Source organism: Algoriphagus sp. (genome assembly GCF_024642405.1).
GTDB lineage: Bacteria > Bacteroidota > Bacteroidia > Cytophagales > Cyclobacteriaceae > Algoriphagus.
Genome location: NZ_JAHEBC010000042.1, coordinates 1 through 21,182, shown reverse-complemented (window position 1 = coordinate 21,182; position 21,182 = coordinate 1). Strand labels below are relative to the sequence as shown.

Below are 21,182 nucleotides of genomic sequence, written 5' to 3'. Positions count from 1 at the left end.
CACACGGGAATCATGCGACATCATCTCCCCAACTTTATAATCTCCAATAATTAGAGAACAAATACCTTCAGGCATTCCATGTTTTTCAAAAACTTTTGCAGCAATATGCTGACAAGCAATCCCTGACAAAGGCGCTTTTTCAGATGGTTTCCAAAGACAAACATCTCCACAAACCCAAGCCAAAGCTGCATTCCAAGACCATACAGCCACCGGAAAATTAAAAGCTGAAATAATACCCACAATCCCTAAGGGATGCCATTGCTCGTACATTCTATGTCCTGGGCGCTCAGAATGCATCGTGAGACCGTATAATTGGCGGGAAAGACCTACAGCAAAATCGCAGATATCGATCATTTCCTGTACTTCACCAAGGCCTTCTTGATAGGATTTCCCCATTTCATAAGAGACCAATTTTCCAAGATCTGCTTTTACTTCTCGTAATGCATTCCCAATTTCTCTTACTATCTCTCCTCTTTGAGGAGCAGGTACAATTCTCCAGTGATCGAAGGCAATTTGAGCTTGTGCAATTACCGCTTCATAACTCACTCTGTTTGCTATTTGTACTTCAGCAATAATTTCTCCATCTGCGGGGGACCATGACGGAATGTATGATTCTCCTGTATCTTGCCAATTTACTCCTGTGGAAACTCCAAGATTTTTTGTTTGAATCCCCAGTTTTTTAAGAGACTCCTGAATTCCAAAATGATCAGTCATGATTTGGGTTGTTTTTAATACTTTTCAAAGCTAAAAATAATTGGAAGATTGATTTCCAAATAAGTTTATTTATTCAAACCTAGAATAGTAAATGGATTTATTTTGTGAAATCCTCTTGCGAATTTTTCACTTACGTTGATTTTATAAATTAGGTTAATTCTATAATTCCCCGTATTAATCGAATTATTAAAGTCTTCGACTTTAACCAAATTTGAATGCTTATAGACGTAATTGGCATTTATAGAAAAGCGACGATTATTGTAGCCAAAAAATCCTCTCAAAAAATAAGTGGGAACCACTCCCCATTTTTTTGAAACTTCCTGATTTTCCCATTCTGAAAAACCTAGACTTAAATTTGCGGAAGCAACTCCTGTTAAGAAAAACCCTCCTCCGAATACCAGTGTGCCTGCGAGACCTGCATTGGGTCCAGCTTGAAAGTACCTTGACTTTGCAAAATTGATAGTTGCATCAATCAATTCAGTAGCCGGTAGCAACAATGAATCCCCTTTGACGGAGCCTCCATATGCCTCAAAACCTACAAAAGGTGAAAAGGCTGATTTTTTTTGAATCTCAGATTGATTAAAAGAAGCTTGTAACGATAACTTTTCGCCATAAAGCAAATAGTTCACATTCAGGCCTATTGTAGTTAATCTCAGGTCTTCCCTAGGATAGGCTTCATTAGAATTCTGAAGAAATTTAGGTTCAATAGAGTACCCTTTATAAAACTGTCCTAAAAAATCAATAATGAAATTTTTAGGGTAGGCATGGGCTTGTAAGTCAAAATATTTAGGCCAATCTGTATACCTATCCGGATTCATGAACGATAAAGGTGCTGCAATATTTAAAGTAAATGCTTGATATGTAAAACCTAACCCAAGGTTAAGTCCTGTATTGGGCATAAACCTATATCCTTTATCTACACCAGGTACATTAGATACTAAGTCAGTATATTTCTTCGATGTATATAGTCTTAGAAGTAATCTCTTTGAATTACTTTCCACATAATTTGTATCATATCCTGAAATTTTTTCCTGCGCATAGGAGGATATGGCAATAGAAAACAATACCAAGAGACAGAACGCGTATTTATAAAATCGCAGCATTGAAGTGAAATATGACTGAAAGTTCCACTAAATTTTGACAAAAAAAAATCCGGACTTTCATCCGGATTTTTGAAAACTGTTAGAGTTCGAAAAATGAATCCTCATCGAATTCAGCGTTTTAAAAAATCAAATAATAGAGAAAAGTTGTTTAATCACCTCTATAAATTTATTACTTCTATTTAATTAAACAAATTATTGTTTGGATTTTTTCATACTAAACACAATAAAAAAGTCTTAATTATTGAATAATTGAACAAAATAATTTAGTCAGAAACGAAATAGAAGCACTTAATTTGCATACATGAAACGTCCCGCATCTTTGGTAACCGTGATAATCCCTTGTTATAACCAAGCGCAATACCTGGAAGAAACTGTTTTATCTGCCCTGAATTCAGATTACGCTCCTTTGGAAATAATTATAATTAACGATGGTTCTACTGATGATAGCCCTGAAATTGGTCATGGACTAGCTAAAACATATGAGTCAGTTAACTACCTAAACCAAAAAAATCAAGGCGTTGGTATCGCAAGAAATACCGGGATTAAAGCAGCAAAAGGGAAATATATACTTCCCCTAGACGGTGATGATTTAATTTCAAAAGATTATATAAGCAAGGCAGTAGAGGTGTTGGAAGAAAATGAAGAAGTCAAAGTTGTGTATTGTCAGGGAATTAAATTCGATCAAAATGGAGAAAAATTCTGGAAACTTAAGCCTTTCAGCAGGAATGCTTTAGCAAGGGATAACATGATTTTCGTTTCAGGAATTTATCGAAGATCAGATTGGGAAAGAATTGGTGGATATGCCGAAGATTATAATTTAGGACGGGCTGATTGGGAATTTTGGATTAACATGTTAAAAGATGGAGGCGAAGTGGTGCAGCTTCCCTTTGTGGGTTTTTATTATAGATTAACAGGAAATTCAAATAGTCTTAGAAAAAGAACTGGAGGCGATGAAGCCAAAAGAAAAAGAATCGCATACCTCAACAAGAAGTATCCTGATTTTTTTGAACGTGAATTAAATGGACCTTTAAGGTTTCAGAGAACTTGGTCTAAACCTTATAATACACTGTTGAAATTTTTAGGAAAACTTTAAATTTTGTCCAACCCCTTCCAGAATTTCAAGAAATAATACTTTAAAGGATTTGTGTATTTCAGTTGTTTCCAAGGTCGGCTTGCATGAGGTCGGTGCCAAACGGGAGAACTCATCAAAACATAATTTTCAAAACCCATTTCAATAGCTTTCTTTGAAATAAAAGTATCAAACCAATCCTTTGCTTCATCCAATTCAGTAAAATTAAATGACTTCAAAAAAGGTAAAGAAAACATTGTACAACAAAAACTAAGGCTTCTTTGCGTAGTAATTACAGATTCTTTGACTCCTTTAAATTTCAGATAAGGAAAATTTACAAACCCATTTTCATCTACTGTTACTGAACCTACCAATCCGGCTTTAGAATGGGATTCTTGATATTTTAAAATCTCCGCAACAGTTGTAGGTTTTACAACCACATCAGATTCCACCACTAAAACTGGCAAATTTTCAGTTAACCCCATTTTTTGAGCCATTTGAAGGACAAGTTTATAATTAGGTGAAGGATTGTTTGTTAATTCTTCTATATGTATTAATTCATACCCAATGACAGTCTTGTTTTTTTCTAATTCTGTTTTTGTTTCTTCAGAACTAAAATCATTAAAAATAACATGCTTCACGGGTACAGTTGAAGAAGCAATTGCCCTTGCTGTATCCAAGGTTGTTACAATTGAATTTTTGACAGGGGTGATTACAATTACTTTAGCCATAAAGAAGATTTCTTTAAAATTAAGTGTTTCCGACAAGGCAAAAAAATAACCCTGAATTTCTCCAGGGTTATTCTGTCTATTTTTTAATCATCAGGCAAGTTCTCCTAATGCTTTTTTCAATCTAGCCATGGCCTCTTTTAGTTCTTCTTCAGAAGCTGCATAGGACAATCTTACACAAGATGGTGCTCCAAAAGCAGCTCCAGTAACTAAAGAAACATTTGCTACTTCCAATAAGTATAAACAAAGATCATCAGCATTTTGGATAGTATGCCCTTGAGCAGATTTTCCGAAAAATGCTGTTACGTCTGGAAAGAAGTAAAAAGCTCCTTCAGGAACATGGGTCTTAATTCCTGGGATTTCTTTCAATAATCCCATGACCAATTCTCTCCTTTTAAAATAAGCTTTTGCCATTTCTTTGGAAGGGGTTTGATCACCAGAAATACCAGCCAAGGCTGCTCTTTGAGCAATTCCTGTACCTCCAGATGTAAATTGCCCCTGGATTTTTTCCACTGCTTTGGCGATGAAAAGAGGTCCGCAAATATATCCCACTCTCCAACCTGTCATCGCGTATCCCTTAGAGAATCCATTGACAGTAATTGTTCTTTCAAACATCCCTGGGAAGGACGCAATACTGTAATTTCTTCCTACGAAATTAATCAATTCATAAATCTCATCAGCAATCACCATAATATTCTCATGTTTCAAAATCACCTCAGCAATTGCTTCTAATTCTTCCTTGCTGAATACCGAACCTGTTGGATTGCAAGGGGAAGAATAAATAACAGCTTTAGTCTTGGGAGTAATTGCAGCTTCTAATTGTGCGGCAGTTGCTTTGAAATTATTTTCCAATGTTCCCTCAATCAAAACCGGAACTCCTCCAGCCAATTTGATGATCTCAGCATAACTTACCCAATAAGGCGAAAAGATTACCACCTCATCTCCTTCATTAATCAAACACATGAAAACATTTGCAATTGAATGCTTAGCGCCTGTGGACACGACTATATTTTCAGCCTTTGCTTCAGAAATTTCATTTTCCTCTCTTAGCTTTTTTGCGATAGCCTCTCTCAAATCCTGGTATCCAGCCACAGGAGGATAAGAAAAGTATTTACCTTCATCAATCGCATCCTTTGCGGCTTCTTGGATATGCTTAGGTGTTTTAAAATCAGGTTCACCGAGACTCAACCCAATGATGTCAATACCTTTGGATTTCAGCTCTCTGGCTTTTTTTGCCATCGCCAGCGTCGCTGATTCTTCCATATTAATAATCCGCTCTGATAGAATAGAATTCATTTTTTCCTGTGGTTTATTCAAAATCTCCCAAAAATAGAGAGAAGATTATAAAATCTAAACAAATGTCAGCTTTTGATATTGAAATGTTATTTTTGGAATGAAATACCCGAGAAGAAATTCCGTTTAATACATACAATGAATAAGTTTTCTTTATTTCTTTTATTCATCCTATTATTTTCTAAAACAGCTTTTGGGCAAAAAGCTGAATCAAAATCAGATCCTGATTCTTCAGGAGTTGTAAACTCCAGTCTTTTGCCGACGACCATGCCCTTGTTACTGTTTGATGATAGCAATGAGAAGGAAGAAAAAAAAGAGAAAAAGAAAAAGGCAAAGAAAAACATTTGGTTTGGGGTCAAAACAAAGAGAGGTTTAGCTAAAAGGGACATCCGTGGACAAGAGATTTTCGAATTTTTTAACTATACCGAACAAGCTAGGGCCTTAGATCCATACATACGAGATGTGTATTGGTTTGATAATCAGGAGAGAAGTATTCGGACTTCCGGATATCAAGAAGGAAAAGGGTATTTACTTCATGGCCCATATGAACGGAAAATTAATGAGACTGTAGTAGAGAGTGGAATGTTTTATTTTGGAACAAAACACAAAACTTGGATGCTCTTTGATTCAAAAAATGTCCTTCAGGATAAAAATCATTTTAACGAGGGTTGGCCTAAGGAATCAAGGATTTCATATTATGAAAGAACTAACCAAACAGTAGAAGAAATTACTCCCATTCAATATGGTTTGGAGGAGGGGAATTATTTTTACTTCTATGATGACAAGCAAGTGGCTGTAACTGGTGAATATCAATACGGGGAAAAAGTAGGGCTTTGGACAGAATATTGGGATACTGGAAACACCAAAGCTATCAGAAAACGAGAAATCCAATACCAAGAGGAAGCTTATACAGAAAATTTCCGTCCCTACATTCGCGCGGAATGGGATAAGGACGGAAATTTAGTTTATAGAAAAGAAATGTAATTTTTATTTTTCCCTGTATTTGAACTGCTGACCTCCCACAGAAGCCTCATACATCAAACCTCCTTTGGTCCTAGTAAATACTGCTACCCCATCGACGTATTCTGCATTGAGTGAAGCTCCTGAAGCTGCAGCTACTGCAGAAACCTGTGCTGCCATTTCAATCTTATTTTCTTTAAAGCGATCGAATTCCTCTTCCGATTCAAAAAAAACAACTTCGCTGTAAGCTTGGCCTCCAGCTTGAAAACCAATTGTTACTTGGGTCATTCTTGCATATCCGATAAATTCTCCTTTTTCAAAGGCAACTCCGTTTCCAGCAGCTCCCCCGATTCCTAAACCGCCTTTTCCAACATTTGGCAAAATGATGTATGCATAGGAATTATCGAAAAAGCTTTGCATATCTGGATCATCTTCCAAAAAAGCAGCTTTGGCTTCTTGGCTATCCTCAACAATTTGTTGGTCTTTTTTTGAATCCTGTGCATTGGTCAATATTGCAAAAAAAGTAAGCAATAGCATTAAACTTAATCTTTTCATAGTGTTTTTTAATTGGGTGTTATCTGGTAGTTTTAATAAAAAGCATCCTCAAAATGTTTGAAATTGTAAGCGCCTGTCTTGTCTCTGTAAACGCCAACAATGTCAAAACGAATATCGAAATTCCAATTTTTCTCATAGATATACTGATCGGCTGCTTTGATGATAAGTTTTCTTTTAGTGTAATCAACAAACTCTTCTGCATATCCAAATCCGGTGCCAGATCGAAACTTGACTTCCACAAAAACCAAAAGCTTTTTATATTTTAAAATAAGATCGATTTCAGCATAACCATATCGATAATTTTTTTCTTGAAGTTCATAGCCTTTTTCGATTAGCCATTGTGAAGCTAATTCTTCAGCTAATCGTCCATTGTCATTATGTTCAGCCATCTTGAATAATTGCTTAATTTTGAAAAATAGTAGAACGGAAAGCCCAAAAAAGGAGTTGATTAAAAACCCCAAAGGCATCAGATGAACGAAATTATTAATAAAAAAGTTGAATTCCGAGATCTCGGGAAAATGGATTACCAAGAAGCTTGGGATTTTCAGGAATCTGTATTTGCTGAAACGGTATCAAAAAAAATCCTTAACCGGAACAAACCTAAGGAGGAGCAGAATTCGACGGACAATTTTGTTTTTTTTGTTGAACACCCGCATGTTTATACTTTGGGGAAAAGCGGTAAGGAGGAGAACCTCTTATTGGACAAATTCGGTCTTGAAAAACATGATGCGAAATATTACAAAATAAATCGTGGAGGAGATATTACCTATCATGGCCCTGGTCAGTTGGTGGGATACCCTATTTTAGATTTAGATAATTTTTTCACCGACATCCATAAATATTTAAGATTTCTGGAAGAAGGTATCATTCGCACGCTTTTGGATTACCAAATCGAATCAGGGAGAATTGAAGGATTGACTGGAGTATGGATTGATCATATTGAGCAGAAAAACCCAAGGAAAATTTGTGCAATGGGGGTGAAATCCAGTCGTTGGGTTACTATGCATGGTTTTGCCTTTAATATCAATACAGATTTAAATTACTTTAATCACATTATTCCCTGCGGGATTGATGATAAAGCAGTCACTTCCTTAAAACAGGAACTCGGAAGAGAGATTAATCTAAATGAGGTAAAAGAAAAAGTAAAAACCCATCTTGTAGATCTTTTTGAGATGGAAATAGTTAATTGATGAATGAAAAAGGATATTGATTTTCAACCAGTGACCGGTGTTAAACTGGCTATTGTAAAAGAGAGAAACAACACAGATTGGAATGTATATATTCTCAATCTAAACTTAATAGAATTGAAAACAGTGATGATCACCTCTAAAGGATATGGAATCCTAGAAGGAGAAAAGAGACTAACTTCAACTCTGCGGCATATTATAGAAGAATTGGGTCCACAATCCTTTGCCAAAATAGAACCGATTGATCCAGGAGTATTTTCATTAACAAATGAATTTTGGGTGAGTTACTATATCCTTGATCAGATTTTTGATAAAAAGTTTATATTTACTCCAGGTAGTTTCGATCCTACCAACTTCCAGAAAATCCCAGAATTGGGTTTGGAAGGGATACTTCATAGTTAACTCCACTGCTTATGGCTAACTTTTTTGATCAATTAGGAGACATTCTTTTTTTGGACATTGAAACTGCATCATTGACCGAAAAATTTGAGGACTTGAGTCCAAGGTTAAAGGATGAGTGGATCAAAAAAGAAAAACTGATTCAAACTGACCATGGTAAAGTTGAACCTGGAGCCTTATACTTTGATAAAGCAGGGATACATGCAGAATTTGGCCAGGTAATATGCGTTGGAGTGGGCTATTTTCAGTGGAAAAAAAAGGATAAAAAACTCGTTTTTAGATCAAAAGTTTTCTCTAATGATGATGAAAGGGAACTTCTTTTGTCACTAAATGGCTTATTAGAAAAGAAAAAATGGGTTCTTTGTGCACATAACGGGAAGGAATTTGATTTCCCCTTCCTTTGTCGAAGAATGCTTGTGCAGGGGGTCTCTTTACCAGAACCACTACAAATAGCAGGGAAAAAGCCTTGGGAAGTAAGGCATTTGGATACTCTTGAACTTTGGAAATTTGGAGATTATAAGCATTACACCCGGCTAGAACTTTTAGCTGCAGTTTTCGGAATTCCTACCTCCAAAGAAGACCTGGATGGCAGTCAGGTCAACACCACTTTTCACCTAGAAAAAGATATTAATCGAATCAAAACTTATTGCCGAAAAGACGTAGAAGTAACTGCCCGCGTTTATTTAGCTATGCATCCTCAGCTTGATGAAATGGAAATTGAGATGGTGCACCTGGAAGATTCACCAAAACATCATAAAGATTAATGTAAAAAGGCATAGAAATCTTTATACATTGGAATAACACAACAACCCCGACAAATGGGAAGAAAATCAGACAGAAAAAAATCAAAAAACAGTAAAAGAGGACCTAGCAACGATACGGCAAATTTGACCAGACGTATCCTCCAATTTTTAGATGCAAACTATGGAGACGAATTCAACTCCAAGCAAATTATCAAGAAGTTAGAAATTCGTGATTCACTAAGCAAGGGCGCAGTTGAACCAGTTTTATCAAAGCTCGTAGAGAGTGGTCACGTTTCTAAAAACCCTAGGAATTATTATTCCTCTACAAAAGATCCAAATTTCATCATCGGTACAGTAGACTATGTAAATCCAAGATTTGCATTCATTATTCCAGATGATCCTACCCAAAATGATGGCGATATTCTCGTAAAAGAGGCTGATATGAAACAGGCTCTAGATGGAGATAAGGTTAGGATCATGGTTAATCCATTAAAAGGAAAGTTTGGGAAATCGGAAGGCAAAGTTTTAGAGGTGCTTGAAAGAGATAGGGATGAGTTTGTAGGAAGAGTTGAAATTTCGCCTCGATTCGCATTTGTAGTCCCCGATTTTAAGAAAATGCACAAAGACATCTTTGTTCATAGAGGTGATTTAATGGGAGCACAGCATAACGAAAAAGTTATTGTTAAGATTTCAGAATGGAGAGATGGAGATAAAAACCCCACAGGAAAAGTCATTCGCGTCTTAGGCCAAGCTGGATTACATGAGGTGGAAATTCACTCAATTATGGCTGAGTTTGGACTTCCTTTTGAATACCCAAAGGAGCCTGATGCAGAAGCTAATGCCATTTCTGATAAGATTACGGCAAAGGAAATTAAATCAAGGAAAGACTATAGAGGAATCTCAACTTTTACCATTGATCCTGCCGATGCAAAGGATTTTGATGATGCCATTTCTTATCAAGTACTTCCAAATGGAAATCTTGAAGTGGGAGTACATATTGCAGATGTAACGTATTATGTACAACCAAAAACAGCATTAGAAAAAGAGGCATATAACAGAGCTACTTCTGTTTATTTAGTTGACAGAACTATTCCAATGCTTCCAGAGAGATTAAGTAACGGCCTGTGTTCATTAAGACCGAATGAAGATAAACTCACTTTCTCCTGCGTTTTTGAAATGGATAGAGAGGCCAATGTGATAAAACATTGGATAGGAAGAACCATTATCCATTCAGACCGAAGGTTTGCATATGAAGAAGCCCAAGAAAACATAGACACCCAATCAGGGGATTTCTATAGTGAATTGACTTTACTGAACAATCTTGCTAAAAAAGTAAGAAAGCGAAGATTTGATCATGGAGCTGTCAATTTCGAAACAGTTGAAGTTAAATTTAAACTGGATGAAAAAGGAACACCGCTTGGATTGATGGTCAAAGAGAGGAAAGATATTCATAAACTCATTGAGGAGTTCATGCTTTTAGCGAATAAATATGTTGCAGAATTCGTGTTCAAAAAAGGAAAAGGAAATGACACTTTTGTCTATAGAACACACGATTCTCCCGACATGGAAAGACTGGAAACTTTTTCGGGTTTTGCGAAGCGATTCGGACATGAATTTGATATCGAAAATGAAAGGAAAATTTCAGGAGCATTGAATAAATTGATGGATGAAATTCAAGGTAAGCCTGAACAAAATGTTTTGGAACAGCTTTCTATTAGGAGTATGGCAAAAGCAAAATATACCACAGAGCCAAAAGGACACTTTGGATTAGCCTTTGCACATTATACTCATTTCACTTCCCCTATTCGAAGATATCCAGACATGATGGTGCATAGGTTGTTGGATCATTATCTTCAAGGCGGAAAATCTCCCGATGCGGAAGATTGGGAACCAAAATGTGTTCATTCTTCAGAACGGGAAAAAAGAGCAGCTGATGCTGAAAGAGCATCGATCAAATACAAGCAAGTGGAGTTTATGTCTCTTGCCGAACAAAAAGATTATGATGGTTTAGTAAGTGGGATTACTGAATGGGGAGTATTTGTAGAAATCACTGAAACGAAATGTGAAGGAATGATTCGTGTTCAGGATATGAGTGATGATTATTATGAATTCGACCAGAAAAATATGAGACTGGTGGGATCTAAAACAAAAAAAATGATCACTTTGGGCGACAAAGTGAAGGTCAGAGTAGTTAATACTGATATTGACCGTAGAACAATAGATTTGGAATTTGCAGACAATGATGGGAAAAAGCCACGCGGCCGAGCTATTAGATAAACTCGAGACTTTTTTAAAGTCTCAAAATTTCGGAGAATCACCAAAAGAATTATACGAGCCTATTGAATATATCTTAAGCTTAGGAGGCAAAAGGATTAGGCCTTTGTTGAGCCTATTAACTTATGGAATGTATCAGAGCAATCCTGAAAGAATCCTAAAGCAAGCCTCAGCAATCGAAGTTTTTCACAACTTCACTTTGATGCATGATGATATTATGGATCAGGCTCCCCTGAGAAGAGGAAAAGATACTGTTCATGAAAAATGGGATGCAAACATTGCTATTTTGTCAGGCGATGTAATGCTTGTAAGAGCATATGATCTACTGGTTGAAACTGATCCAAGTCTTTTACCTGAAATAATAAAACTTTTCAATAAAACTGCTGCCGAGGTCTGTGAAGGTCAACAATTTGATATGAATTTCGAAAGTCTTCCAGAAGTTACAGAGGAAGAATATATTAATATGATCCGACTTAAAACTGCAGTTTTATTAGGTTGCGCTTTAAAGATGGGAGCCGTATTAGGAGGAGCAGGAGAAATCGAGTCAAGTAAACTTTATGATTTCGGGGTAAATATTGGGATTGGATTTCAGTTAAAAGATGATTTATTAGACGTCTACGCAGACCAAGCTAAATTCGGAAAGCAAGTAGGTGGTGATATCATTTCGAATAAAAAAACATTTTTGCTGATCAAAGCATTGGAACTTGCAAAAGAAAAGGAATCTGAGGAATTGAAACATTGGTTGTCTCAGACCGAATTTGATAAAGAAGAAAAGGTACGTTCGGTCAAAGCTATTTATGAAAAGCTTGGAATCAAAAATCTTACAGAGGCAAAGATGAACAGTTATTTTGATGCAGGTTTCCATCAATTGGATAACATCGAATTTAAAAACAACTCCTATTTTGATGAACTCAAGCAAATAACTGAGGACTTGATCCATCGAGAAAAATAAGTATGAATTTATCAATTACTGCTGTTCTGATTATCATTACAGCGATCACGAGTATCATAGGATTTAATAACCCAGCCTTTATTAATCGGTGGATGTTTGTGCCATATATTATAAAGAGAAGAAGCCAATGGGATCGATTTATCACCTCTGGATTAATTCATAAAGATTACATGCATTTATTGTTCAATATGTTCACTTTCTATTTTTTCGGAGGGTTTGTTGAACAGTTTCTGGGGTATAAGTTTGGAGTACTCATAGGAGGCATCGTTTATGTACTTTTCTATTTCTTAGGTATTGTACTTTCGGATATTCCTACCTTTTTAAAAAACCAAGACAATAGCCATTACCGTGCTTTAGGAGCATCTGGTGGAACAGCCGCAACAGTATTTGCAAGTATAATCATTATGCCCTTATCAGACATTTGCCTATTTGGAATCCTCTGTTTGCCAGGCTTTATTTTAGGTGGTCTTTTTTTAATCTATTCTTATTTCAAAGGAAAAAATGGGGAGGATGCAATTAATCATGATGCTCATTTGTATGGGGCAATTTTTGGAATCGTGTTTATTTTGGTTGTCTCTCCAGAAAGTGCATTACAATTTTTTGAACAAATAAAATCTTACAGACCGTTTTAAAAAAAAGCTCCCGATAAATCGGGAGCTTTCAAACTATTTTTTCTTATCCAATTTTGTCCGCATCTCTTCAATATTGAAAATCTGGGATATTTGGGTTTGTTCCAGCTGCTTGAATCTTGCCAACTGAACATCAATTTTCTCGGTAAGTTCGGCTTTGACTTCGTAAGATTGGTCGGTTGGAGCCCAGTCTCCATTTCCAACTACTGAGCTGAGATGAGCCAATTTATTATTCAATCTGATCGGAAAATTCAAAGGATCCTGACGGCTTTGGTTTTGAGTTTGATATAGTGTTTTTTCAATCTCAGCCATTTCCTCCTTAATCATTTCCAAATTGTTTGGCTTAGTCTCCAGACTATCCATTTCTGATCTGTATTGACGAATAAGTTTGATTACTTGATGTGTCTCGGTCAGTTTATCCCTAACATCAATCAAATAATTATATTGAGCTACCAAGTCTTCTTGAGTTGCTTCATACCTAGGATCAGCCAATACCTTAAATGACTTTTCTTGGGATTCTCCATCAAGTGTCACTTTTACTTTATAAGTCCCAGGTACTATCTTCGGACCTGTTAGGTTGCCAGACCACATGATTAGACCTTCAAAATCTTCAGCATCTTCGACCCGGAGATTCCAGTTGAATTCATTACTTCCTTCTTTAACTTTTAGAGTATCCCCGTTTATTCCTTTTGTAGAAAATTTCCTTAATGGTTGATCCTTTGAATCAAAGAATTCAATTCTCAACTCATCTTGAGGTTTTTCCTTTATGTAATAATACACAAGTACCCCACCAGGCCTATTTGTTCCTGATGTCAAACTCTTTCTTTTGGAACCATCCATTCTATAGGAATCTTGTGGTTTAAATAGTGTTAAAGAACTATTCTCCATTCCTGGCTCTGCCTGATGCAAAACTGTTAAATCATCAATAATCCAAAATGATCTACCTTGCGTGGCCGCAATCAAATTATTTTCTTTAATCGCTAAGTCTGTGATCGAAACTATTGGCAGATTTAACTGTAATGAATACCAAGAAGCACCATCATCTTTGGAATAGTACATTCCAGTTTCTGTTCCGGCATAAAGCATCCCTCTTTTCACAGGATCTGCTCTCACTACACGAGTAAAATGTTCTTCATTTATACCTGAAGTGATTTTAGTCCATGTCTTTCCATAATCCTTTGTAGTATATAAATAAGGTTCATAGTTCCCACTTTTATATCCCGTTGCAGCAAAATACGCTTCCGCAGGATCAAAAGGACTTGCTTCTATGCTGTTGATCTGTAACCATTCCGGCATATCCGCTGGAGTTACATTTTGCCAAGTAGCTCCATTATCTTGGGTGACATGAACTAAACCATCATCTGACCCAGCCCAGAGAACTCCAGCTTTAACTGGCGACTCTGCAGCAGTGAAGATGGTTGCATAATACTCAACCGAGGTATTATCCTTGGTGATAGGACCACCCGAAGGACCTAATTTACTTTTATCATTTCTAGTCAAATCAGGGGAAATGACCTCCCAGCTTTGACCTTCATTTGTAGACCGGTGGAATTGGTTACTGGTAGTGTAAAGAAGTTTTGGATTATGAGGAGAAAAGAAAATAGGAAAATTCCATTGGAATCTATACTTCATATCTTCAGCCCCGTGCCCCATTGGATTGTTTGGGTAAACATTCACTGATCTTGAAGTACCATTATCATGGTTCTCCCTCGTTAAATACCCACCATATGATCCTCCATAAACAATATCATTATTGAGTGGGTCTGGGGCAATCCATCCACTTTCGCCTCCAGCGGTTGGCTCCCAATCTGATTCAGAAATTGATCTTCCGTCATTTCTATGTCGGATTCTTACAGTCGAATTATCTTGCTGAGCACCATAAATTCTGTAGGGAAAGCTATTGTCTGTGGTAACTCTATAAAATTGAGAAGTCGGCTGGTTCATTAATGTAGACCAATTATTTCCCCCATCGTCAGTTATCTGAGCGCCTCCATCATCAGCAATAATCATCCTCTGATTATTCTCTGGGTCAATCCAAAGATCATGATGATCCCCATGAGGAGCATTCGCACTCTTAAAAGTCTTGCCCCCGTCTGTTGATTTATGGTAACTTACATTCAACACATAAACCGTTTCCTCATCTTGAGAATCAGCAAAAATTCTGGTATAATACCAAGCTCTTTGCCTTAGGTTTCTGTCTTCATTGGTTTTTTCCCATGACTCGCCACCATCTTTCGATACAAAAACTCCACCGTTTTCATTTTCTATTATGGCATATACTCTTTGTGAATTTACAGGGGAAACTGATACTCCCATAATTCCTAGGATACCTTCAGGGAAACCTTCTTTTTTGGTCAAATCCTCCCATGTTTTTCCACCATCGATGGATTTAAACATTTTGGAACCTGGCCCGCCACTTTCCAAACTATAGGGAGTTCTTTTGATGTCCCATGTAGTTGCGAAAAGGATATCCGGGTTGTTTGGATCCATAACCAAATCTACAGCTCCAGCTACATCGCTTGAAAAAAGAATTTTTTCCCAAGTTTTACCTCCATCAATCGTCTTATAAATACCCCTTGTTTCATCTGGCTTAAAAATATCACCCATCACAGCAGCGTAGACTACATCTGGATTTTCCGGATGAATTCTCATTCGGGATATAAATCGACTTTTTTCCAACCCGGCTTGTTCCCAAGTTTTACCAGCATCGATACTTTTCCATACCCCGTATCCAAAAGAGACATTTCCTCTTACGGTTTTTTCGCCACCACCTGCATAAACTACACTTGTATCGCTTTTTGAAACTGCCACTGCACCGATTGAACCTCCAAAAAATCCATCAGATACGGGGTTCCAAGTATTCCCTGAATCAACGGTTTTCCAAACTCCTCCTCCAGTCGACGCGAAATAATAGGAATGATCACTACCTGCGACTCCAGTTACTCCATCAGATCGTCCACCTCTATGTGGACCTACTAAACGCCATTCAAGGGCATTATAAATTTCAGGATTGGGAATATCTTGTGCAAAAGAAATTCCTGTTAGCCCAATAAGAATACAAAGTATTCCGTATCGTATCAACTTGCTCATATTAATTAATTTGGTGGTTTTCCAAGATAATAATTTAGGCAAAGTCTTTGGAACTTAAATTGAAAAAATTACAGAAGGTTGAAGGAAAAAATAAAGACAAAAAAAAGCCCCTTCAAATGAAGAGGCTTTCGAATGCTATCATTAAAAGATTAAGCTTCTGCTGGTAACACACTTACGTATGACTTACCATCGAATTTCTTTTTGAATGTCACAACTCCATCAGAAAGAGCAAATAATGTATGGTCTTTGCCTACGCCAACATTTTCTCCAGCATGATGCTTTGTACCTCTTTGTCTAATGATGATATTTCCTGCAATTACTTGCTCACCACCAAATTTCTTCACACCCAATCTTTTGGAATGTGACTCTCTTCCGTTTTTGGAACTACCGACGCCTTTTTTGTGTGCCATGGTTTTATTCTTTTATGTTTTCAGAGAGAAAACTTATAGTACAATATTTTCGATCAAAACTTTGGTGAAATCTTGTCTGTGACCGTTCTTCTTTTTGTAGCCTTTACGACGCTTCTTTTTGAAGACGATGACTTTATCACCTTTTACATGATCTAGGATTTTCCCAGATACCTTTGCTCCTGCTAATAGAGGAGCTCCTACAGACACAGAGCCATCAGCCTCGGCTAATAAAACTTGGTCAAATTCCACGGAAGCGCCAGTTTCACCTTCAAGCTTTGGAGCGAAGACGAACTGATCTTTTGTTACTTTGAACTGCTTTCCTGCGATGTTTACAATTGCGTACATGAGTATTTTGAATTCTTAGTCGAAATCGGAGTGCAAATATAAGGAAGATGATTGGAAGAAAAAAACAGCCGAATAAAATATATAACGCCTATTACCGCCAGATTTAAGAATTATGTAAGTCTATAGAAGATTTACATTCTGAAAAATTAAATAACTCTACAATTTTTTCTTCCAAATTTGTATTTGAAATCCTAAAAAAACGTCTTTAAATATTGATATTCAATTAATTGAGTAATAATTCAATTTTCTAATTTTTATTGACTATAGTTCAAAGTAGTAATTGAATTTTGGTAAACATTTTTTTTTTAAAGTTTATAAAAAAAATTTCAAGCGTCGATATTGGCCTATTTAGCTAATCTTTTACTTTCTCTTATGATATTTATTATATTGAATTATAGCTAATTAAATAGTTTTTGACCTTTGTTCAATTACTTGCTTTAAGTACACCTTTAGGTATTTTATTTCTCCGAATTGGTTCACATATTTGTTCAAAGGCTGTTCTGAAAAGGCAGCCTTTCTCTTCCCCGCACCATGAGATACCAAAAATAGGAAACCAATTAATTTTAATACGATTTAATTATTTAGAGAGAAAGATGCAGCAAGAACCAATTTTATCAGAGAACAAAAACAGATTTGTATTATTTCCTATCCAACACACAGACATTTGGCAATTTTATAAAAAAGCTGAGGCAAGCTTTTGGACAGCAGAAGAAATTGACCTAGGTCAGGACATGGTTGACTGGAAAAGTTTAAACGATGGGGAAAGACATTTTATATCTCATGTCTTAGCTTTTTTTGCGGCGAGTGATGGAATTGTAAATGAAAACCTCGCAGAACATTTTGTAGCAGAAGTTCAATATACAGAAGCAAAGTTTTTCTATGGCTTTCAAATAGCTATGGAAAATATTCATTCAGAAACCTACAGCCTTTTAATTGACACCTATATTAAAGATGCGGCTGAGCGAGATAAATTACTAAATGCGATAGAACATATAGACTGTGTTAAAAAGAAAGCTGATTGGGCTCTTAGATGGATCGACAACGGCTCCTTCCAGGAAAGGTTGATTGCTTTTGCTGCAGTAGAAGGAATTTTCTTCTCTGGTTCATTTTGTTCTATTTTTTGGTTAAAGAAAAGAGGATTGATGCCAGGCCTTACTTTCTCAAATGAGTTGATTTCAAGGGATGAAGGCTTGCATTGTGATTTTGCCTGTCACTTGTATACCAAACATGTGGTTAATCAATTACCAAAAGAAACAGTTAGAGAAATTATTATTGATGCAGTGACAATTGAAAAGGAATTTGTTACCGATGCACTACCAGTGAGGCTAATCGGGATGAATGCCGATTTAATGTGTCAATATATTGAATTTGTTGCAGATAGATTATTAATGGAATTAGGTTGTGAAAAGGTATGGAACAGCTCCAATCCGTTTGATTTCATGGACATGATTTCACTTCAAGGTAAAACCAACTTCTTTGAAAAAAGAGTGGGTGACTATCAAAAAGCGGGAGTAATGAAATCAACTGAAGCACCAGATTCATCCCCAAGATTCTCCATAGGAGAGGACTTTTAAATTTATCCTATAACCCACTTACCCTAAATCTCCAAAGTATATGTTAGTAATAAAAAGAGACGGAAGAAGAGAGTCAGTAAGATTTGACAAAATCACTGCTCGTATTGAAAATCTTTGCTATGGATTGGATCCCAAATTCATCCAACCAATTGAGGTAGCTAAAAAAGTTATTGATGGATTATATGATGGTGTCACTACCACTGAGCTAGACAATCTTGCTGCAGAGGTTTGTGCATCATTGACAGTTAAACATCCTGATTATGCAGTTTTAGCGGCCAGAATTGCCATCTCAAACCTTCATAAAACCACCAGTCAGTCCTTCTCAAATACGATGAAGAGACTTTATACTTATATCAACCCTAAAACAGGTGCAAATGCTTCTTTGATAGACCCGGAGGTATATGGTGTGATTAAGAAAAATGCAGCAAAATTTGATGCTGCGATAGACTATAAAAGAGATTTCGACTACGATTACTTTGGGTATAAAACTTTGGAGAGAAGTTACCTAATCCGTCTTGATGGTAAAGTAGTAGAGAGACCTCAACATATGCTAATGAGAGTGGCAGTTGGAATCCATAAAGGAGATATAGATTCAGTTCTGGAGACTTATAACTTGCTTTCTGAAAAGTGGTTTACTCATGCTACTCCAACACTCTTTAATGCAGGGACACCTAAACCTCAGCTTTCTTCTTGTTTCTTATTGACGATGAAGGATGATAGTATTGACGGAATTTATGATACATTAAAGCAATGCGCTAAAATCTCTCAATCTGCAGGTGGTATAGGTCTTTCTATTCACCATGTTAGGGCTAAAGGATCCTATATAAAAGGAACAAATGGTGTATCCAATGGTATTGTCCCAATGCTAAGGAACTTTGACATGACAGCTCGTTATGTAGATCAAGGTGGAGGGAAGAGAAAAGGAAGTTTTGCTATTTATCTTGAGCCTTGGCACGCAGATGTAAAAGACTTCTTGGAGCTGAAAAGAAACCATGGTAAAGAGGAAATGAGAGCTAGAGACTTGTTTTATGCTCTTTGGATCCCGGATTTATTCATGAAGCGTGTTGAACAAAATGAAAGTTGGTCACTCTTTTGCCCAAATGAAGCTCCGGGATTGTCCGAATGTCATGGTGAAGAATTCGAAAGATTATACGAAAAGTATGAGAAAGAAGGAAGAGCTAGAGAAACTATAAAAGCTCAGGAACTCTGGTTTGAGATTTTAGAATCCCAGATCGAAACAGGTACTCCATACATGCTTTATAAAGATGCTGCTAATGGAAAGTCAAATCAAAAGAATCTGGGTACCATTAAATCTTCAAACCTCTGTACTGAGATTATTGAATACACCTCGCCTGATGAAGTTGCCGTTTGTAATCTGGCCTCCTTGGCCCTTCCAAAATTTGTAAGAATGGGTCCTGATGGCAAATTATTCTTTGATCACCAAAAGTTATATGAGATAACAAAAGTTGCTACTCGAAACTTGAATAAAGTTATTGATGTAAACTATTATCCCGTTGAAGAGGCAAGAAGGTCAAACTTCAGACATAGGCCTATTGGATTAGGTGTTCAAGGATTAGCTGATGCTTTCATCATGTTAAGAATGCCATTTGAGTCAGCTGAAGCAAAAGGATTGAACGAAGATATCTTCGAAACTATCTATTATGCTGCTGCTGAAACTTCTATGGAGCTAGCAATGATTGAAGGTACTTATGAAACCTATGAGGGGTCTCCTGCTTCTAAGGGCATATTACAATTTGATATGTGGGGCGTAACACCAAAATCCGAAAGATGGGATTGGAGTGCTCTTAAAGAAAAAATCAAGAGGAACGGTATGAGGAACTCACTTTTAGTTGCTCCTATGCCAACAGCTTCAACCTCTCAAATTTTAGGAAACAACGAATGCTTTGAGCCTTACACCACAAATATCTATACGAGAAGGACTCTCTCTGGCGAATTCATTGTGGTGAATAAGCATTTAATGAAAGATTTGATCCGATTAGGTCTTTGGGATGATACCATGAGAAATAGATTAATTTCAACAAATGGTTCAGTACAAAGTCTACCGGGTGTACCACAAAATATCAAGGATATTTATAAAACAGTGTGGGAAATTTCTCAAAAAGTAGTGATTGATATGGCAGCTGACAGAGGTGCATATATTTGTCAATCACAAAGTATGAATGTCTTTTTACAAGATCCTAACTTCGGCAAGCTTACCTCAATGCATTTTTACGCATGGAAAAAGGGATTAAAAACAGGAATGTATTATTTAAGATCTCAAGCTGCCACAAGTGCTATCAAGTTCACATTAGATAAGAGTAATTTTGAGACAAAAGTGGACAAAGCTATGCAAGAAGAGATAAACGCTAAATCACAGAAACAAGATGCTATATCTTGTTCTTTGGATGATCCTGAAGGCTGTGAAATGTGCGGAAGTTAAAAATTTAGAGTTCGTTAAATGGCAAAAGGCGTTTGATTATATCAAACGCTTTTTTTTATATTAACCTGTTAAAGGGATGCCCTATGAAAATTGAAGAGATAAAAAGCAAGTTGAGTAACCTTACCTTAGATTCTAAAAGAAACTTTGGGATAATGCCAGTTCAACACATGGTAGAACATTTGACAATTACAGTTAAAATTTCTAGTAATAGGATTTCATATCCAAAGTTTGAACCGACTGAAAAACAGCTCGCACAAAAGGAAGCATTATTAAATACAAATCTTGAATTCCCAAAAGGGGTGAAAGCACCTGGAATCGGAGATAATTTAATGCCTTTAAAGCATCCGAACCTTTCAGTTGCAAAAGAAAATTTGATCAAAAGTCTAGAAGAATATCAAGACTATTTTAAAGAAAATCAAAATGCAAAAACGATACATCCCAGGTTCGGACCCATGACATTTTTAGAGTGGGAACTTTTCCACCCAAAGCATTTCCAACATCACTTTGAGCAATTTAATATATGGTGATAATTAGGCTAAATCTAAAAAACCAATTTTTCTAGCATCACTTCATTATTTAAAAATCAGTTTTTCTCTTAAATACAAAAAAAGCCCTTTGGAGTTAACCAAAGGGCTTAAATAATGTGGCGGCGACCTACTCTCCCGGGTGTAACCCCAGTACCATCGGCGCTGCAGGGCTTAACTTCTCTGTTCGGGA

The 21,182-nt window shown here is 36.6% G+C and carries 20 protein-coding genes; 11 read left to right on the top strand and 9 right to left on the bottom strand.

The window, feature by feature from the left end; genetic code table 11:
• Nucleotides 1–714: aldehyde dehydrogenase family protein (locus tag Q0L68_RS05510; protein ID WP_296700526.1), on the bottom strand; the 714-nt coding region annotated here is incomplete at its 3' end.
• 65 nt (nucleotides 715–779) lie between these two features.
• A complete protein-coding gene (locus Q0L68_RS05505; RefSeq protein WP_296700524.1) occupies nucleotides 780–1,817 on the bottom strand; it encodes a DUF4421 domain-containing protein in 1,038 nt (345 codons plus the stop codon).
• 301 nt (nucleotides 1,818–2,118) lie between these two features.
• Here Q0L68_RS05505 and Q0L68_RS05500 point away from each other — a divergent pair, with 301 nt between their 5' ends.
• Nucleotides 2,119–2,910: a glycosyltransferase family A protein gene (locus Q0L68_RS05500; protein WP_296700523.1), complete on the top strand. Its 792-nt coding sequence runs from the start codon at nucleotides 2,119–2,121 to the stop codon at nucleotides 2,908–2,910.
• Here Q0L68_RS05500 and Q0L68_RS05495 read toward each other — a convergent pair.
• Both Q0L68_RS05495 and Q0L68_RS05490 read right to left on the bottom strand, forming a co-directional pair.
• Nucleotides 2,907–3,617 carry a glycosyltransferase family 2 protein gene (locus Q0L68_RS05495; protein WP_296700520.1) on the bottom strand — a complete coding sequence of 237 codons (711 nt, stop codon included), beginning with the start codon at nucleotides 3,615–3,617 and terminating at the stop codon, nucleotides 2,907–2,909. The genes Q0L68_RS05500 and Q0L68_RS05495 overlap by 4 nt on opposite strands.
• A 90-nt stretch (nucleotides 3,618–3,707) precedes the next feature.
• Nucleotides 3,708–4,910: a pyridoxal phosphate-dependent aminotransferase gene (locus Q0L68_RS05490; RefSeq protein WP_296700517.1), complete on the bottom strand. Its 1,203-nt coding sequence runs from the start codon at nucleotides 4,908–4,910 to the stop codon at nucleotides 3,708–3,710.
• 135 nt (nucleotides 4,911–5,045) lie between these two features.
• Between Q0L68_RS05490 and Q0L68_RS05485 the strand changes: the two genes are divergently transcribed.
• Nucleotides 5,046–5,891 (top strand): hypothetical protein, encoded by an 846-nt coding sequence (locus Q0L68_RS05485; RefSeq protein ID WP_296700514.1) that lies wholly within the window; start codon nucleotides 5,046–5,048, stop codon nucleotides 5,889–5,891.
• A 3-nt stretch (nucleotides 5,892–5,894) separates the two neighbouring features.
• Here Q0L68_RS05485 and Q0L68_RS05480 read toward each other — a convergent pair whose 3' ends face one another.
• Nucleotides 5,895–6,422, bottom strand: coding sequence for a YSC84-related protein (locus Q0L68_RS05480; RefSeq protein WP_296700511.1), 528 nt, complete (start codon nucleotides 6,420–6,422; stop codon nucleotides 5,895–5,897).
• A 32-nt stretch (nucleotides 6,423–6,454) separates the two neighbouring features.
• Nucleotides 6,455–6,811, bottom strand: a complete 357-nt coding sequence (locus Q0L68_RS05475) for a YraN family protein (RefSeq protein ID WP_296700508.1) — start codon at nucleotides 6,809–6,811, stop codon at nucleotides 6,455–6,457.
• A gap of 81 nt (nucleotides 6,812–6,892) precedes the next feature.
• Between Q0L68_RS05475 and lipB the strand changes: the two genes are divergently transcribed.
• From lipB to Q0L68_RS05445, 6 genes are read left to right on the top strand one after another with little or no spacing between them, the layout of a single operon-like run.
• Complete coding sequence (lipB, locus tag Q0L68_RS05470; protein ID WP_296700505.1) at nucleotides 6,893–7,612, top strand: lipoyl(octanoyl) transferase LipB; 720 nt, start codon at nucleotides 6,893–6,895, stop codon at nucleotides 7,610–7,612.
• 3 nt (nucleotides 7,613–7,615) lie between these two features.
• Entirely contained in the window at nucleotides 7,616–8,011 is a 396-nt protein-coding gene (locus Q0L68_RS05465) for a hypothetical protein (RefSeq protein WP_296700502.1), read from the top strand.
• 11 nt (nucleotides 8,012–8,022) lie between these two features.
• Complete coding sequence (locus Q0L68_RS05460; RefSeq protein WP_296700499.1) at nucleotides 8,023–8,772, top strand: 3'-5' exonuclease; 750 nt, start codon at nucleotides 8,023–8,025, stop codon at nucleotides 8,770–8,772.
• 54 nt (nucleotides 8,773–8,826) lie between these two features.
• Entirely contained in the window at nucleotides 8,827–11,028 is a 2,202-nt protein-coding gene (gene rnr, locus Q0L68_RS05455; protein ID WP_296700497.1) for a ribonuclease R, read from the top strand.
• Nucleotides 10,991–11,977, top strand: coding sequence for a polyprenyl synthetase family protein (locus tag Q0L68_RS05450; RefSeq protein ID WP_296700494.1), 987 nt, complete (start codon nucleotides 10,991–10,993; stop codon nucleotides 11,975–11,977). Before rnr ends, Q0L68_RS05450 begins: the two co-directional genes overlap by 38 nt.
• Before the next feature lie 2 nt (nucleotides 11,978–11,979).
• Nucleotides 11,980–12,609, top strand: a complete 630-nt coding sequence (locus Q0L68_RS05445; RefSeq protein WP_296700491.1) for a rhomboid family intramembrane serine protease — start codon at nucleotides 11,980–11,982, stop codon at nucleotides 12,607–12,609.
• 33 nt (nucleotides 12,610–12,642) lie between these two features.
• Here Q0L68_RS05445 and Q0L68_RS05440 read toward each other — a convergent pair whose 3' ends face one another.
• The 3 genes from Q0L68_RS05440 to rplU form a co-directional block, all read right to left on the bottom strand.
• Nucleotides 12,643–15,696, bottom strand: coding sequence for a glycosyl hydrolase (locus tag Q0L68_RS05440; RefSeq protein WP_296700488.1), 3,054 nt, complete (start codon nucleotides 15,694–15,696; stop codon nucleotides 12,643–12,645).
• 149 nt (nucleotides 15,697–15,845) lie between these two features.
• Nucleotides 15,846–16,106, bottom strand: a complete 261-nt coding sequence (rpmA, locus tag Q0L68_RS05435) for a 50S ribosomal protein L27 (protein ID WP_074222821.1) — start codon at nucleotides 16,104–16,106, stop codon at nucleotides 15,846–15,848.
• Nucleotides 16,107–16,139: 33 nt separating this feature from the next.
• On the bottom strand, nucleotides 16,140–16,451 hold the full coding sequence (gene rplU / locus Q0L68_RS05430; RefSeq protein WP_296700483.1) for a 50S ribosomal protein L21: 312 nt from the start codon (nucleotides 16,449–16,451) through the stop codon (nucleotides 16,140–16,142).
• 593 nt (nucleotides 16,452–17,044) lie between these two features.
• On the opposite strand from rplU, the gene Q0L68_RS05425 reads away from it, so the two are divergent.
• The 3 genes from Q0L68_RS05425 (at nucleotide 17,045) to Q0L68_RS05415 (ending at nucleotide 20,992) form a co-directional block, all read left to right on the top strand.
• Complete coding sequence (locus tag Q0L68_RS05425) at nucleotides 17,045–18,025, top strand: ribonucleoside-diphosphate reductase small subunit (RefSeq protein ID WP_296700480.1); 981 nt, start codon at nucleotides 17,045–17,047, stop codon at nucleotides 18,023–18,025.
• A gap of 40 nt (nucleotides 18,026–18,065) precedes the next feature.
• Nucleotides 18,066–20,465, top strand: coding sequence for a ribonucleoside-diphosphate reductase subunit alpha (locus Q0L68_RS05420; protein ID WP_296700478.1), 2,400 nt, complete (start codon nucleotides 18,066–18,068; stop codon nucleotides 20,463–20,465).
• An 83-nt stretch (nucleotides 20,466–20,548) separates the two neighbouring features.
• Entirely contained in the window at nucleotides 20,549–20,992 is a 444-nt protein-coding gene (locus Q0L68_RS05415) for a hypothetical protein (protein WP_296700476.1), read from the top strand.
• Nucleotides 20,993–21,182: the final 190 nt, after the last annotated feature.